This window comes from Marinobacter sp. E2, from assembly GCF_055755345.1.
The window spans coordinates 318,872-334,023 of record NZ_CM146911.1 but is presented as its reverse complement, the minus strand read 5'-3'; the positions used below and the strand labels follow the sequence as shown (position 1 = coordinate 334,023).

Annotated in this window: 12 protein-coding genes; 1 reads left to right on the top strand and 11 read right to left on the bottom strand. The window is 63.6% G+C overall.

Annotated features, from left to right (window positions below; translation table 11 throughout):
* Positions 1-2: 2 nt before the first annotated feature.
* The 3 genes from AC0J1C_RS01420 to AC0J1C_RS01410 are packed head-to-tail and all read right to left on the bottom strand — an operon-like array spanning position 3 to position 5,076.
* Positions 3-683, bottom strand: coding sequence for an ABC transporter ATP-binding protein (locus AC0J1C_RS01420; protein ID WP_473045294.1), 681 nt, complete (start codon positions 681-683; stop codon positions 3-5).
* Positions 680-3,841 carry an efflux RND transporter permease subunit gene (locus tag AC0J1C_RS01415; RefSeq protein ID WP_473045293.1) on the bottom strand — a complete coding sequence of 1,054 codons (3,162 nt, stop codon included), beginning with the start codon at positions 3,839-3,841 and terminating at the stop codon, positions 680-682. The genes AC0J1C_RS01420 and AC0J1C_RS01415 overlap by 4 nt, the downstream gene beginning before the upstream one ends.
* Positions 3,838-5,076: an efflux RND transporter periplasmic adaptor subunit gene (locus AC0J1C_RS01410; RefSeq protein WP_473045292.1), complete on the bottom strand. Its 1,239-nt coding sequence runs from the start codon at positions 5,074-5,076 to the stop codon at positions 3,838-3,840. Before AC0J1C_RS01410 ends, AC0J1C_RS01415 begins: the two co-directional genes overlap by 4 nt.
* Positions 5,077-5,252: 176 nt before the next feature.
* On the opposite strand from AC0J1C_RS01410, the gene AC0J1C_RS01405 reads away from it, so the two are divergent.
* Positions 5,253-5,678, top strand: coding sequence for a potassium channel family protein (locus AC0J1C_RS01405; protein WP_473046487.1), 426 nt, complete (start codon positions 5,253-5,255; stop codon positions 5,676-5,678).
* Between the two features lie 272 nt (positions 5,679-5,950).
* On the opposite strand, the gene AC0J1C_RS01400 is transcribed toward AC0J1C_RS01405, so the two are convergent.
* The 8 genes from AC0J1C_RS01400 to AC0J1C_RS01365 form a co-directional block, all read right to left on the bottom strand.
* On the bottom strand, positions 5,951-6,610 hold the full coding sequence (locus tag AC0J1C_RS01400) for an energy-coupling factor ABC transporter permease (RefSeq protein WP_091989949.1): 660 nt from the start codon (positions 6,608-6,610) through the stop codon (positions 5,951-5,953).
* An 81-nt stretch (positions 6,611-6,691) separates the two neighbouring features.
* Positions 6,692-8,425, bottom strand: a complete 1,734-nt coding sequence (locus AC0J1C_RS01395) for a SulP family inorganic anion transporter (protein WP_473045291.1) — start codon at positions 8,423-8,425, stop codon at positions 6,692-6,694.
* Between the two features lie 8 nt (positions 8,426-8,433).
* Positions 8,434-9,300 carry an MBL fold metallo-hydrolase gene (locus AC0J1C_RS01390; protein ID WP_473045290.1) on the bottom strand — a complete coding sequence of 289 codons (867 nt, stop codon included), beginning with the start codon at positions 9,298-9,300 and terminating at the stop codon, positions 8,434-8,436.
* A gap of 91 nt (positions 9,301-9,391) precedes the next feature.
* Positions 9,392-10,870, bottom strand: a complete 1,479-nt coding sequence (locus AC0J1C_RS01385; protein WP_473045288.1) for a sensor domain-containing diguanylate cyclase — start codon at positions 10,868-10,870, stop codon at positions 9,392-9,394.
* 130 nt (positions 10,871-11,000) lie between these two features.
* Positions 11,001-11,492, bottom strand: a complete 492-nt coding sequence (locus tag AC0J1C_RS01380) for a tetratricopeptide repeat protein (RefSeq protein WP_473045287.1) — start codon at positions 11,490-11,492, stop codon at positions 11,001-11,003.
* Positions 11,489-12,271: an SDR family oxidoreductase gene (locus AC0J1C_RS01375; protein WP_473045286.1), complete on the bottom strand. Its 783-nt coding sequence runs from the start codon at positions 12,269-12,271 to the stop codon at positions 11,489-11,491. Before AC0J1C_RS01375 ends, AC0J1C_RS01380 begins: the two co-directional genes overlap by 4 nt.
* Entirely contained in the window at positions 12,258-14,432 is a 2,175-nt protein-coding gene (locus tag AC0J1C_RS01370; protein ID WP_473045285.1) for an AMP-binding protein, read from the bottom strand. The genes AC0J1C_RS01375 and AC0J1C_RS01370 overlap by 14 nt, the downstream gene beginning before the upstream one ends.
* The gene (locus AC0J1C_RS01365) at positions 14,416-15,123 is read right to left on the bottom strand and encodes a thermostable hemolysin (RefSeq protein ID WP_473045284.1); all 708 of its coding nucleotides are present in this window, start codon (positions 15,121-15,123) and stop codon (positions 14,416-14,418) included. Before AC0J1C_RS01365 ends, AC0J1C_RS01370 begins: the two co-directional genes overlap by 17 nt.
* Positions 15,124-15,152: the final 29 nt, after the last annotated feature.

Genomic DNA, 15,152 nt, shown 5'->3' with positions numbered 1-15,152 from the left:
ACTCACCGGGCCTGGCGATGGCCAAGATCCAGGGTCCGGTCGCAGCGGTCGGCCAGCTCGGTATCGTGGGTGGCCAGAATCAGGCCGCAGCCATGGCGGGACTGGAGATTGAACAGCACCTCGGCTACGTCCTCGGCGGTGCGCCGATCGAGGCTGCCAGTGGGCTCATCGGCGAGAATCAGGTCCGGCTGCATGGCGAACACCATGGCCAGGGCGGCCCTCTGCCTCTGGCCACCAGACACCTGGTCCGGATAGCGATCGGCCAGATCGCCAATGCCCAGGCGTTCGAGCCAGTCCCGGCAGGGCGCTTCGTCCCTGCTGGCAAGTCGGGAGCGCAGACGAACGTTATCAAGCAACGACAGCGCCGGCATCAGGTTGGCTTCCTGGAACACCACGCCCACACGGCGCCGCCGGAGTTCGCCCCAGCGTGTTTCAGCCCGCCCCAGGGGCCGCGATTGTGCTTCGAACGACTCGCCGAGTATCCGGAGGCTGCCGGCATCCGGCCACTCCAGACCGCACAGCACATTCAGCAGGGTGCTCTTGCCCGAGCCCGAGCGGCCAATCAACGCGAGGGACTCGCCCCGGCCAAGATCCAGCGACAGCCCGTCGAAAACAGTGACCGGCTCGTTGCCGCTTCTGAATTGTTTGCGCAGGCCTTGGGCCGAGATCAACAGATCACTCATTCCGATGCTCCCAGGGGCTCTGCGGCCGAGCCATGACGCTGCGCCCGCCACTCGCGGAACTGCTCGAGCCAGGATAACAGGGCCGGTATCACCACCAGCACAAGGAGGGTCGACAGTCCCAATCCGAAGGCAATGGACGTTGCCATGGGAATCAGGAACTGGGCCTGCAGCGAGGTCTCGAACATCAGGGGCAAAAGGCCACCAATGGTGGTCAGGGAGGTGAGCAGCACCGCGCGAACCCGCTGAACCGCTGCCTCATTGAGGGCATCGGTAATACCCAGACCCTTCTTCCGCTGCTGGTTGTAGAAGGCTACGAGGATAATCGCGTTATTGACCACAATGCCGGACAGCCCGAAAAGGCCAAACAGCGACAGGATGGTCAGTTGCAGCCCCATCACCCAGTGGCCAAGCAACGCCCCCACCAGCGCAAACGGAATGATCGCCATCACGATCAACGGCAGGCTCCAGGAGGCGAACACCCAGGCCAGCACCACATACATCAGACCCAGCCCGATCACCAGACCGGTCTGCATGTCACCCAGGGTTTCCCGCTGGTCGGCCGCCCGGCCCTCGAAGCTGTAGCGCACGTTGTAGCGGCTGGCGATGTCCGGCAGGGCCTCGGCCTGCAGGCTTTCCAGGATCTGGTCGGTGGTGCTCACCCGGGTGTTCAGGCCTGATGTCACTTCCACCGCCAGCTTGCCGTCGGCGTGACGCAGGGCCTGGAAGCCCTGCCGGTGGTCCAGGTTCATCACCTGGGTCAGGGGCACGAAACGGCCATCCGGCACCCGGACGGTCACCCTCGACAGTATGGAAAGCCGTTCACGCTGATCCTTCGGCAACTGCACCCGCACCTCGATTTCATCCCGACCGTCCTGGTAGATCTGGGCAATCCGGCCGTCAAACGCCGCCCGCAGTTGTCGCCCCAGGTCGGCCGTGGTCAGCCCCAGGGCCTGGCCGTGGGCGCTCACCTGGTAGATCAGCTGTTCACGCCCCCAGGGCATATCGTCCTCAACATCCAGCACGCCCGGCAGGGTCGACAGGGCCTGGCTGAGTTCGTCTGCCGCCCGCTTGAGCTGTTCGGCGTCCTCTCCGGTCAGGCGCACATTCACATCGCGGCCCGGCGGTCCGGCCTGGCGCTCGGAAATGGTCAGATTATCCAGACCCGCTGGCAACGCCAGGCGCTCGCGCCACTCGGTGATGAACTCCGGGTTGCGCACCGAGCGCCGGTCCGAGGGCACCAGTTCAATCATCATGGATCCCAGCTCATCCCCGCTCCGTGAGCTGCCCTCTGCACCCTGGGTGGCGCCGACGGTGGTGACCGCATGCAGGATGAAATCGCCACCCAGGGCCTGCTCGGTCTCGTTCAGCGTTCGCTGCATCTGATGCAGAAAATCCTCCACGGTGCCCCGGTCGGTGCCGGCCACAAAACTGGCGTTGGCGTAGAACACCGAAGGCTCCGGCGTTGGGAAGAAATTGAACCCGAGCCGGCCACCGGCCAGCAGGCCTACCGTGACGATGGCCAGTGCCACGGCACCGGCTACGGTCGCGCCCCGGTGCTGCAGACTGTAGCGGGAGAACCGCCGGAACGGGCCCTCGCGGAAACGGTCGAAGCGCTGCTCAAAGCCCTGACGGAAGCGCTCCACCCGTCCGGGCCGGGCGGGCTCTGCAACGGCACGCCGGCTATTCCGGCGGGGTACGAAGGCATGGCGCAAATGGGCCGGCAGCACGATAAAGCACTCCAGTAGGGAGGCCACCAGCACGCAGATCATCACCAGAGGAATGTCCCCCAGGATATTGCCGATTACGCCGCCCACCACCAGCAACGGCATGAACGCGGCCACCGTGGTCAGGGACGAGGCCAGTACCGGCCACACCATGCGTTTGGCGGCGCCCTCGGAGGCGTATATGGATTCCTCACCCATGCGGGCATGGGCGTCGGCGTCCTCACCCACCACGATGGCGTCGTCGACAATCACCCCCAGGGCCATGATCAGGGCAAACAGGGAAATCATGTTGATGGAGCCGCCGATCAGCCAGAGCACCGCCATGGCCGCCAGGAAAGCGGTGGGAATGCCTATGGCCACCCACAGCGCCACCCGCCCGGGCAGGAACAGGTACAGCAGACAGATCACCAGCACCAGGCCGCCGAGGCCGTTGTTCACCAGCAGCGAAATCCGGTCGTCCAGCAGCTGCCAGGTTTCATCGTATACCTCCAGCTGCACCGTCGGCGGCAGGGTTGGTCGGGTGTCCGCCAGCCAGCGCTCCAGCACCCGGGCGGCGGCCAGGGAATTACCGTTCTCCGCTCGCTGCAACTGCATTTCCACCGCCGGCTGACCGTCCTTTTCCAGGGTCACCTGGCTCTCACGGGCCTGCTGCCGAATGATGGCAACGTCACCCAGGTTGAGCTGAATGCGCTCACCACTGAGCACCGGAATGTTCTCGAACGCCTGGGGACTGCGCCGCTGCTCCACCGCCCGCAGTTCGCGGGTGGCGTCCTGCTGGGCCATCATGCCGGCGGGCAGATCCCGGGAAATGGCCGCCACCCGCTCGGCGATCTGCTCCAGGGACAGCCCGAGGGTCTCCAGGCGCTCCACCGGCACGTCAATGCTGATCTGCTGTTCAGGCAGCCCCCGAATGGAGACCCGGTCTATGCCCCGCTGCAGCAGCTCGTCTTCGAACCGGTACGCCAGCTGTCGCAGCTCATCCCGCGCCACCGGGCCCGACACCAGCAGGCGCGCAACTGGCTCATAGCGCTCCACCCGGGTTACCTGGGGTTCTTCCGCCTCGGCCGGGAAATTGGTGAACTCGTCCACCTGCTGCTGCACATCGTCCAGGGCCTGGATCGGATTGGTGCCCTCCTCGAACTCCAGAGTGATGGACGACACCCCCTGGGCGGAGGTGGACGTCATCTTCTTGAGGCCATCAATGCTGCGCAGCCTCTGCTCCAGCGGGTTGGTGATACCCTGCTCGATGTCCTCGGCAGAGGCGCCGCTCCAGACCACCCGAACGCTGACAATGTCCAGGGCAAAGGTGGGGAAGAACTGGATATTCATCCGGGTCAGCGCCAGCACACCGCCCAGCAACATCACCAGCATCACCAGGTTGGCCGCCACCCGATGATGGACGAAGAAGCCGATCACGCCCTTGTTGCGTCTCATTGGGCCGGGGCCTCCGTGCCGGCCACATCCACCTTGAGACCGGTAAGCGCATTGGGCAGATGGGTGGTGATCAACCGGGCGCCGGAGACCAGGGCATCACCCGACACGAGCAGGCGGCGCTCCCCGTCATCGGCTCGTGCCTCGCCAATCCGGTTCACACTGACCTGCCGCATGCGGCCTTCATCCGTCATCAGGTACACGCGATCGGCGCCGTACAGAGCACTGAACGGAATGGCCACGGTCTGTTCCCTGGGCGCGCGCTCCAGGGTTACCGGCAGCAGACCACCGGGCCGCAGCCCGCCCGGATCGCCCGCCAGCCGCAATATGGCCTCGGTACCCGAGGCATCGCTGGTGCCGGCAAAGCGCACCAGACGGAAGCTGTGCTGGCCGTCAGCGCTGGTGGCGGTCAGGGTCTCGCCGCGGGCCAGGGAGTCGAGCAGCTCGGCCCGGAACATTTCGGGCACACGGGCCCGGAGTTCAAGGCCCTGGGCAGGGTATAGTGACAGCAGCACCTGGTTAGGGCTGACCTGGTCGCCTTTGGCTACCCGGATATCGGTCACCACGCCGTCGAAGGGCGCCACCATGCGTGCTCGTTCGGCGTTCCGCTCGGTGTTGGCCAGGCTGGCCTGCGCCTGGGCCAGTTTTGCTTCCAGGCTTTGCAGCCGCGACGGGTGTTCATCGATCGAGCGTTGCCGTGCGCTGACCGTCAGTTCTGCGCGGGCTGCCGCATCGTTTGCCGCTTCCAGGGCTTCACGGGCGGCCAGGTTGCGGTCCACCAGTGAGCGCGTGCGCTCAAGCTGTCGCCGGGCATTCTCGAGAATGGTTTTTTCGCTCTCCAGGGCCGCCTGGTCGTTGCGATAGCGCACCTGCTCAGACCGGATCTGCGCTTCCAGATCCCGAACCTGGGCCCGGGCCTGGGCGAGGGCAGGTTCTATGTCCGCCTCAGACAGCGCCACCAGCAGGTCACCGGCGTTCACCCGCTCGCCCTCGGTCACCGGCCGCGCACCGATCCGCCCGGGCAATGTGGCGGTCACCGTCACCTGTTCCGGCGCCACCAGTTCGCCATAAAGAGGCAGCACGGGTGTGTGGGTGCCAGGCTCCAGGGTCTGCACCTGAACGCGCCAGCTCCGTTCGGTGGCGGTTACTTCGGCGGGTTCCGGGCGGGTCATTTTCAGGAACGCAAAGCCGGCAATACCGATGGCAATGATGACGGCGGGTATCAATCGTTTAAGCATAGAGTCCGGGCCAACCAGGTCTTGGGGTGCCTTTCAGGCAGTGAAAATCCTACTACTATACAATCTACGGCAAATTTCGGATCCGGAACCGCCCGGTCACGGTGACAGAACCGGCAGCCGGCGCTCCAATATCTCTCATCACAGGGAACCATAGAGCAGTGGAACACCTCCTGCACATCCTGAACGCCAGCATCATCAACATAATCCTTGTGGTGGTCGTCGTGGTGCTGCATAACGAGGTACTGGTGCGCCTCAGTGGCCTGCTGGGCCGAATGCGCCAGAGCCACCATTTCCGGTTGATTGTCGGTGTTCTGGGCGTGCTGGCCACCCATACCCTGCAGGTGTGGATTTTTGCCACGGCCTATTATGTGATGCTCAGGACCGAAGGCTGGGGTGCACTCACCGGTAACACCTCGGGCAGCTTTTTGGACTGCGTCTACTTTTCCTTCACCACCTTTACCACCCTGGGCTACGGCGACATCGAGGCCCTGGGTGTGATGCGATTCCTGACCGGCATCGAAGCATTGACAGGCCTTGTACTGATTACCTGGAGTGCGTCGTTCCTGTATGTGGAGATGCAGCGTTACTGGCCCAGCCGGTAACGCATCTTATGAGAGGAACAATGGGCGATCCAGGGTTCGGCGACATAAAAAAGCCCCGGGTGGAGGAGTTGGATCCACCCGGGGCAGAATGTCACCCGCTGGCTATGGGACGCGGGTAACCGCCATGCACTTAAACTCTGGCAGCGAGCGCGGCACGCAGGGTCCGACCAGAGTCACCGAGGGATACGACTCCCGCCAGAAACGGATCACCCGGAAGTGCAGTACTCGCCCATCACGGACGGGGTCTTTTGAGCAGGGAGACAAACCTGAGGTCAGCGGTACCGACGCTGATCGAGGGTAGTGAGGCGGTCCGGATGGAACACCATCAGGCCAGTGACGAAGGTGCCGTTCACAAAGCCTTCGGGAATCATGAAAAGTGGCAGGTAGCGGAGGTATTCGTGCACCAGTTCGTCAAAGGTGTAGACCCCGCTGCTCCAGAGCATCAGGCACATGACGATGCCAGCCGCGGCTACCGCAAGACCCGCTCCAAAAAAGCCGCAGAAGAAGATATACGCGAAAAAATTCCGGAAATTGCGCCGCCGCTCCCACAGCATGATGCCGTGGCTCACCATGGCCGGCACCATAACCGTGATCAGGCCATTGGCGGCAAACATGACCAGGGGTTCGCGGCCGGTGATCACGGTAATCACCAGCGCCAGCAGCCCTGCCATCACCGCCAGTGCCCAGCCCAGCATGAGCGTGATCACGGTGATGCCGAACACATGAATGGCCAGGCCGGGAGACAGCCCGGCGCGCAGCTGCCAGACAAACCCCAATACAACCGCTGCGCCAAAAAAGGAGTGCTGCAACGCGTTGTCCTTACGGAACCCCTGCCAGTCGATGGTCCGGGCCGCACGAACGAGAATGGCCAGAAAAATCACCAGGGTGAGAATCCACTGGCTGGTCGATAACAGGTTTTCGGTCATGCCCATGGGGAATCTACCGGAACGATCGCGTCAAGGAGACCATCATATAGGCTTGCCCCACCCGGAGCGCAAGCCGGCATGCCACGCTTAGGCGGGTTGGCGGTCGAGCCGGCTCCGGTCGGTCAGGCGCTGCCAGGCTTCGTAAGTGCTCAGGAACACCTGCCCGCCCAGGTGCGACAGCAGTTCAGTGTCCTGCAGGCGATCCATCACCGGCCCTTTCACTTCCGACAGGTGCAACCGAACGCCCGCGTCTTTCATACGTTCGTTGATGGCTTCCAGGCTTTCCAGGGCGGACGCATCCACCAGGTTCACCGCCGGGCACACCAGCACCAGATCCTGCAGTTCCGGCTGCCGGGTCACCAGATCCATTACCGTTTCTTCCAGGAACCGGGCGTTGGCGAAGTACAGGCTTTCGTCTACCCGCAGGAAAGTCACCCGTGGGCACAGCTCCACCTTGTGGCGAAGCACATTGCGGAAGTGCTCGGTGCCCGGAACGCGACCCACCACGGCACTGTGGGGCCGGCTGGTGCGGTACAGGAACAGGCCGATCGACAGCGCCACCCCGGCAACGATGCCCGCTTCCACGCTGTGCACCAGGGTCAGCACGATGGTGGCGAGCATGGCACCGAAATCCGGGCGGGAATAGCGCCAGGTGCGCCCCAACGCGGGCAGGTCAATCAGCGTAGACACCGCCACGATGATGGTGGCTGCCAGAGTGGCCTGGGGCAGATAGGCGATGGCCGGCGTCAGGAACATCGTCGCCAGGGCAATACCCACAGCGGCATAGGCGCCGGCCGCCGGTGTTTCCGCACCCGCATCGAAGTTCACAACCGACCGGGAAAATCCACCGGTCACCGGCAGCCCCCCGGACAGGCCGGCGCTCAGGTTGGCGGTGCCCAGTCCGATCAGCTCCTGGTCCGGGTCAATGGTCTGGCGGCGCTTGGCTGCGAGGGTCTGCCCCACCGACACCGATTCCACAAAACCGACAACGCCAATCAGCAGGGCGCTGACTGCCAGCTGCTGCCACAACCCGGGATCCAGACTCGGCAAGGTCAGCTCCGGCAACCCCCGAGGCACCTCGCCCACCAGCCTCACGCCGGCGCTTTCCAGGTCCAGTTGCCAGGCCAGCAGGGTGGTGACCACCACCGCCACAATGGGGGCGGTCCGGCCCAGGATATCCGCCACTCTGGGCGCCAAACCGAGGGTCACCAGCAAGGGCTTGAGGCCCTTGCGAGCGAAAACCAGGAACACCAGGGTTCCCGCGCCCAACAGCAGGGTCACGCCATTGAACTGACCGATCGTGAGCCACAGGGAGCGGCCGATCTCCAGCAGGTTGTGGCCGGAGGCCTGGACACCGAACAGATGCTTGACCTGGCTGGCAGCGATCACCAGGCCTGAGGCCGTGATAAACCCGGAAATCACCGGGTGGCTGAGAAAGTTGGCCAGAAAGCCCAGCCGCAGGATGCCCATCACCGTCAGCATCAGGCCGGACATCACCGCCAGCAGCACGGCGCCAGCAAGGTACTCCGGGCTGCCCACCTCTGCCAGCGGCGCCAGGGCAGCCGCGGTCATCAGCGAGGCCACCGCCACCGGGCCCACCGACAGGGTGCGGCTGGTGCCGAAAACCGCGTACACCATCAGCGGCAGGATGCTGGCGTACAGCCCCACGTAGGCCGGCAGCCCCGCGAGCAGCGCGTAGGCAAGCGACTGGGGAATCAGCATCACGGTCACGATGGTTGCGGCCACCAGATCGCTGGTGGCCTGGTCCCGGCCATATCCGGGCGCCCACTGCAGAATGGGCAGGTAACGTTTGAGGCTCATGGTCGGCGTCAGAACCGGTTGATCGGCACTTTCAGGTACACCTGGCCGTTGCTCTCCGCCGGCGGCATGTGCCCGGCACGCATGTTGACCTGGACCGAGGGAATGATCAGGCGCGGCATGCCCAGGGTGGCGTCGCGCTCGGTGCGCATCTTCACAAACGCATCCTCGGAGATGCCCTCGTGCACGTGGACATTGCCCCGCCGCTGCTCGGCCACGGTGGTCATGCACTGGTATTCCTCACGGTCCGGCCCCTTGTAGTCGTGACACAGGAACAGGCGGGTCTCCGGCGGCAGCGCCAGCACTTTGCCGATGGACCGGTACAGGGTTCGGGCATCGCCGCCGGGGAAGTCGCAGCGGGCAGTACCATAATCGGGCATAAACAGGGTGTCGCCCACGAAGGCGGCGTCACCGATCACGTAGGTGAGGCACGCTGGCGTGTGTCCGGGCGTGTGCAGCACCCGTGCGGTCAAACCGCCGATATTGAAGCTGTCGCCCTCCTCGAACAGCCGGTCAAACTGGCTGCCATCGCGCTGGAACTCGGTGCCTGCATTGAAGGCCTTGCCAAAGATTTCCTGAACATCGCGGATATGGGCACCAATGCCGGTTTTACCACCCAGTTGCTCATGCAGGTAAGGCGCCGCAGACAGGTGATCGGCATGGACGTGGGTTTCCAGAATCCACTCGACCTTCAGGTCGTTGCGTTGAACAAACTCGATGATGGCATCGGCCGAGCGCACGTCGGTTCGACCGGCGGCGTAATCGAAGTCCAGCACGGAATCGAGGATGGCGCAGGAGTGACTGTCCGGATCGCGCACCACGTAGCTGAAGGTGTTGGTCGGTTCATCAAAGAACGGCTGCACGGTGGGATTGCTCATGACGTTCACCTCTCTGAATCTGTTGCAAAGCCAGAATTACTTTCGATCTAAGGATATATCATTAAGTAATATGAGGTGAAATCATCTTTTTTCATATGCGCACTGTCCCTGATGCATCCACCAGGCAGTTCCGACCGTTCTCCTTGGCCAGGTAGAGCCGATGGTCCGCCAGGCCTATCAGCGCCTCCGGGGTGGCCGGCGTGGCCGTAAACTCATCAATGCCGGCAACGCCGGCGCTCAGCGTTACCGGCACCGACCTGCGTTCAAACACGAACTGCTCATCACGCACCGATTGCAGAACCCGCATCACCAGCTGCGGCACGTCGGTCTGTTCCAGGGCATTGAACACCACCAGGAACTCTTCCCCGCCGAAGCGTGCAATTACGTCCATGGTGCGGGTCTGGCTGGTCAGGATCGCCGCAATCCTCTGGAGTATGTAATCGCCCCCCAGATGCCCGATGGAGTCGTTGATGGACTTGAAGTGGTCAACATCGAACATCGCCAGGGCAAATTTCTCGCCCCGACGGTTGCTGCGCCCCAGGAGTTCCTCAAGGCGGGGCATGAGGTAACGGCGGTTATGCAGGCCCGTCAGCGGATCACGGATGGACTGGTTAAGCAATTCTTCTTCCAGTCGATGCCTCTCCAGGGCGCCGGACAACAGGCCCGACACAATAATCAGCAAGTCCGCCTGATCCTGGCGCCAGGATCGTCGCCGCAGGGAATCCACACCAAAAAAGCCGGTTACCCGGCCCCGCACGCGAATGGGCACGGAAAACATGGAAGACACGCCCTGTTCCTGCAGCAGGGCCCTCTCGGCGGCCGCCGCCGCGGGCAACCGGTCGACATCCTCGATAAACACCACGCGGCTGGCACTGACCATGCCCTCAATCTGCTCCTGCCACCAGTGGAAGTGCTCGATGACCACGTCCTGCTGGCTGTCTTTCAGGGCGGGCACTCCCGCACGACACCACTCGTGGGTGTTGGTCATCCGCTGGTAATCGTCCGAAAAGCCATAGACGTAGGCACGGTCCACTTCGAAAAACTCACCGATAGACCGGAGCAGCTCATCGATACACTGGTCAATGGTGCCGAACCCGAGGTTGATAAATTCCGTGGACAGGCGGGCAATCAGCCGCTGGAAGCCGGCCTGGAAGGAGAATTCCGCCTCGCTCTCCCGGAGATGGTGTTCCAGCTCTTTATAAGGTTGGATGTTGTGAAACTGTCCGTACCAGAGAGTACTGCCGTCGGCCTGTCGCTCTGGCACCGAGTGCGCCTCAAACCATTGGTACTGGCCATCCGCGAGCCGAAGTCGGGCCCGATAGCGCCAGGGTTTACCCGTGGTGGCGGACTGCTGGATGCTCGCGGTGATCGCGTCAGCGTCTTCCGGGTGGATCACCGAGAACACGGCGTCTGCGTTTTCATTGAGCGCGGCGGGGTCGAGGCCAAACAGGGTCTGTACCTGGTGACTGACGAACGGGTATCGATGGGACTGGCCGTCGGCGCTGAGCCAGTAGGTGAACAGGACGCCTGGAACACCGGAAGCCAGTTTCTGAAAAAAATGGGCTGGCATCGCAGTCGCCTGCCCATCGTCGGACCTGCTCACCATGGACTAACTGTCTCCCTGACTGAAGGACCTACCCTCACTATATTAGGGAGTGTAGCTCACCCGGTCGCGCCAGCCAGGGAAGAACATGAGCCTCTTACAGGGTTTCCAGACGCTGCCTGGCTTCGGCACGGCGTCCAGCATCAGCCACTTCCCGGCCGGGCCGTCCCGGTGCTTCGAGCACCTTCTGTAGATAGGCGCGGGCCCGCTCCGGTTCACCCTGATCGAGCAGGAAATCACCGAAGAAGAAATTCGCATCCAGACCCTCAGGATTGATAGCCAGTGCGGCCTCCAGCGACTTGCGGGCATCCTTGACCGGACCCAGGGCACCAAGACCACCCTTGGCACCGGCATAGGTGCTGAGCACGATACCCTGCCAGATCAGGGGTTCGGCGCGGTCCGGGTAATGCGCCACAAAGTCTTCTGCCTCGCCGGCCAGGGCCTCGAAGGCCTTTTCCTTCTGGTCGTCAGGCATCTGATACTGGATCTCCGCCCAGCGATGCTGGATGGCCGACAGCTCGGTTTCCAGGTCCGCGGACCAGACGGGCTGTGCGAGAAGGACAAGAAATGCCAATAGTACAGATCTCATGACAGGGCCCTCGAATCAAGGAACCGCCGGATCACCGGCAGCTGTTTGAGCATCGCCTTGTCGACCAGTCGAGGCAGGATGCCATTGATCACCACGAACAGACGTTCTGGCCAACCGAGGAAGCGCCGGCGCTGATCGTTTTCCATGGCCCGGAGTATCTCCGAGGCCACCTTTTCCGGCGGATCCATGGTATTGCCCAGCGCCTGGTTGAGCTGGTTCACCGCTTCGGGATTCATCGCCGTGGCGGTTGCCCGTGGCGCCACATACACCACCTGCACCGGCGTATCTGCCAGCTCCCGTCGCAGCGACTCGGTAAAGCCGCGAAGCCCGAACTTGCTGGCGCAGTAGGCGGTGTAGCCGGGAAAGCCGATGCTGCCGAACGTGGAGCCCACGAACACCAACGCGCCCTGGCCGGCTTTCTCGAATCTTGGCGCAAAATGCCGTGCCACCAGCAACGCCGAACGCAGGTTAACCATCAACTGGGCATCCAGCTCGGCCACCGGCATCCTGCCAAGACTGGCAAACCGGTTCTGGCCGGCGCAGTGAATCACGCCGTCGATGTCGGGGTAGGCCTCGTTCAGGCGCACCAGCTGCTGGTCGAGATCCGCCGCTGCCAGGTCGAGATACACCGGCGACACCCCTTCGCGGTGTTCCAGGCGCTCCGGGTGCCGAGAGGCCACAATCACCCGGGCGCCGGCGTGGACCAGCGGCGCAATCAGGGCCTTGCCAATACCACCGGAGCCGCCCAGAAGCAGAAACACCCGATCATGCAATCGCATGGCTTTGCTCCTTGCGTCGGGCGGGCAGCGGGATGCTGTGCAGCATGTCGCCGTAAAGGCGGTAAACCATGCGCGCGGCCTCGATGATGGCCTGCTGGTCGTCCGGATCGGTGATGCTGTCCATCAGGTTGCGGAAGAACTCGAAATGCTCCTGGTCCAGGGCACCGTGGGAGTATAGATAGCTGAAGGCCTGGTTGGGCAGCTTCAGCTGCTTCTGGATGGCTTCACCCAGCGGTGTCGCCAGCTCGATGGAGGTGCCCTCAAGCACCTGGACCATGCCGAAGAAGGCAGCCGGGTTGCCCCGGTTGATCCGGTCGTACAGGTAGGCAACCATCAGCTCGATGGAGGTGTCCGGTGTGCCGTGTCGAATGGCTTCCTTGTCCTCGCCGCAGGCGGCAAGATCGTCCAGAATCCACTCATGATGGCCGTACTCCTCCTCAATGTATTCCACCAGTGCCTTGCGCACGAATTCCAGGCGCTCGGGCAATCGGCCGCCACAGGCCATCATCAAGGGAACCGTGTGTTTGACATGGTGGTAGGCCTGGGTCAGGAACCAGGTGTAGCCATCAAGATCAAAACGACCCTCGCGAATGGCGCTGATAACGGGCGCGCCGGTGACGTGGGCGCGGGCCTCGGCAGTCTCGGACTGCAGTCGATCGAAAAATGCCATGAAAGATCCTCCTGGCGGGTGTGAAGAATGGTCAGGGTCAACAGTGATTGAGTGGGCGCCGCCCACCAGTGTCGGCAGGTCTGCCTGAATGCGCTGTCGCATGGGGCGCCCGTTGGCGGTCAGGTAGCCATCGGCGTGGGTAAGCGGCTGGCGCCGGACATGCACCCGGGCGAGCCGTGCGTAATCCGGCAGGCGTTCATTGAGGGACGCAAGCTGCGCCTCCAGAGCGTCTGTCGAGCGATCATCCTGCACCACCAGCAAGGCCGAGGGATGCGGGTCGCCGTCGCCATACACCACAGCCTGACGCGCGCCCAGGGCCTGAATCAGCTCACTCTCCAGCCACTCGGGGCTGATGTTGCGACCAAAGCTGGTGATCAGCAGGTTCTTGGCGCGGCCGTTGACCGACAGGAACCCGTCGGCAAGACTGGCGCCGAGATCTCCGGTATCCAGCCACCCATCCTCGACGGCGCGGTCGCCCAGATAGCCCAGGTGGGTGTTATCGGCAACCCGGATGTGGCCGCGGTCATCCACCCGAACGCGCACGTGACCCAGCGGCTGGCCAACGGAGCCCTCTCGCTCGGCGCCGGGCACGTTCAGGGCCACCACGGAACCGCACTCCGACAGGCCGTAGCCTTCGTAAAGCGGAAGCCCGACGGCACGCCCCCTGGCCAGCAGATCGGAAGACACCCGTCCGCCGCCCACCGCCAGGAACCGGAAGCCATCACCGCTCAGTTGCTGCTGCTCGGCCGCGGCCACCAAGGCCTGCGCCAGTTCCGGAACCAGTATCAGCGAGTGGGGCCGATGGTGATGAATAGCCTCTACCAGCCGTTTGACGTCCAGGCCGCTGCTGCCCGTCATACCCAGGCGGTGCAGGGGTGCCACGGTGACCGTGCCGCCCATCAACAGGGGCAGATAAACACCGGCGATGTTCTCCAGCAGGGTGGCCAGGGGCAGAATGCACAGGTGATGCTCCAGGGATACACCGGCCAAACGCTCTTTCAGGGCCAGGGTGGTCGCGGTCATCTGGGCGATGGACAGGCACACACCCTTGGGGGTGCCCGTGCTGCCCGAGGTGAAGGTGATTTTTGCCGTCTGCTCGTGCATCCATGCCTCGCCGCGGGCTTCGGGCAATCGCGTCAACCAGACGCCATGCCCCAGATGCTCGCCGCCGTCTGACGCCTCCGCCGACAGCAGGCAATCCAGGCCCGCGCGTTCGGTGAGGTGGGCGGTTTGCGATGGTGAGAAAAACACCGGTACCGGCACACACACCACCCCGGACAGCAGGCACGCCAGATCGGCCAGAACCCAGGCCATGGTGTTGTCGCCACACAGCCCGGCCCTGCGCACACCCGAACGGGTCAGTTGATCGGCCAGGGCCTGCGCCGCCTGCATCATCTGGGCGTAGGTAAAGGCAGCCTCCGGCCCCTGCAAAGCCGTTCGCGACGGATGCGTGCCAGCCTGGCGTGCCAGCAGGTCAGGCAATGTGGCCATAGGAACCTCCGGCTGCGGTGCCGTCTGCACAATCGGGGTCGACGGATTGAATCAGGCGCAGAAGGCCTGCGCTGCGAAGGGCGGACATGCCATCCGCCACCCGAATGGCCATGACCACCGGGTGATGATCGTAATAACGGCCCCAGCCGGCGCCAGCATCGGGCAAGCGGGCCGGATCGGCGTCACCCAGGACGTCGGTCGCAATACCGAGACGATGAAAGCTGTTGCGCAACTGGTCGGTGCCGGTACAGACCACCCAGTCGTATCCGGCACCATCGAGCCACACCGACAGCGACGCAAACAGGAACCGGCTGACGCCGGCTTCCACACCGGCCAGATGGGCAATCTCGGCAATCCGGTGACGCTCAACGCCCGGCTCCGGCAGCACCGATTCCACCGGCACCGACAGATAGTCCTCCAGAAACAGTCTCTCCAGCGCGGCATTGCGTACCCCCACGGCGGCCAGCAGGCTGCCCTGGGCAGTGGTCAGCGCCAGCAGCGCCGGTATACGCAGGGTGGGCTCGGCACCGTAGGCATGGAGGAAGCGACGGCGGATGAAACCCGCGACGGTTCCGGCCATGGCGGTCTCGGGGCGGATTTCGTTAAACCAGCGACCGGCACAACGGAAGACCGGAACCACCTCCCCGGAATCCGGGGGACAATACGTGGACATCATCAGCGGGTCTGTCATCTGGGCTCTCCTGGTTTGCGCCTCGCCAG

Excerpts from the sequence above, each read along its gene's own strand:
- AC0J1C_RS01385 (WP_473045288.1), bottom strand. The coding sequence starts at position 10,870 with ATGCCAGCCCATTTTTTTCAGAAACTGGCTTCCGGTGTTCCAGGCGTC.
- AC0J1C_RS01370 (WP_473045285.1), bottom strand. The coding sequence starts at position 14,432 with ATGGCCACATTGCCTGACCTGCTGGCACGCCAGGCTGGCACGCATCCG.
- AC0J1C_RS01415 (WP_473045293.1), bottom strand. The coding sequence starts at position 3,841 with ATGAGACGCAACAAGGGCGTGATCGGCTTCTTCGTCCATCATCGGGTG.
- AC0J1C_RS01395 (WP_473045291.1), bottom strand. The coding sequence starts at position 8,425 with ATGAGCCTCAAACGTTACCTGCCCATTCTGCAGTGGGCGCCCGGATAT.
- AC0J1C_RS01380 (WP_473045287.1), bottom strand. The coding sequence starts at position 11,492 with ATGAGATCTGTACTATTGGCATTTCTTGTCCTTCTCGCACAGCCCGTC.
- AC0J1C_RS01400 (WP_091989949.1), bottom strand. The coding sequence starts at position 6,610 with ATGGGCATGACCGAAAACCTGTTATCGACCAGCCAGTGGATTCTCACC.
- AC0J1C_RS01390 (WP_473045290.1), bottom strand. The coding sequence starts at position 9,300 with ATGAGCAATCCCACCGTGCAGCCGTTCTTTGATGAACCGACCAACACC.
- AC0J1C_RS01375 (WP_473045286.1), bottom strand. The coding sequence starts at position 12,271 with ATGCGATTGCATGATCGGGTGTTTCTGCTTCTGGGCGGCTCCGGTGGT.
- AC0J1C_RS01410 (WP_473045292.1), bottom strand. The coding sequence starts at position 5,076 with ATGCTTAAACGATTGATACCCGCCGTCATCATTGCCATCGGTATTGCC.
- AC0J1C_RS01365 (WP_473045284.1), bottom strand. The coding sequence starts at position 15,123 with ATGACAGACCCGCTGATGATGTCCACGTATTGTCCCCCGGATTCCGGG.
- AC0J1C_RS01420 (WP_473045294.1), bottom strand. The coding sequence starts at position 683 with ATGAGTGATCTGTTGATCTCGGCCCAAGGCCTGCGCAAACAATTCAGA.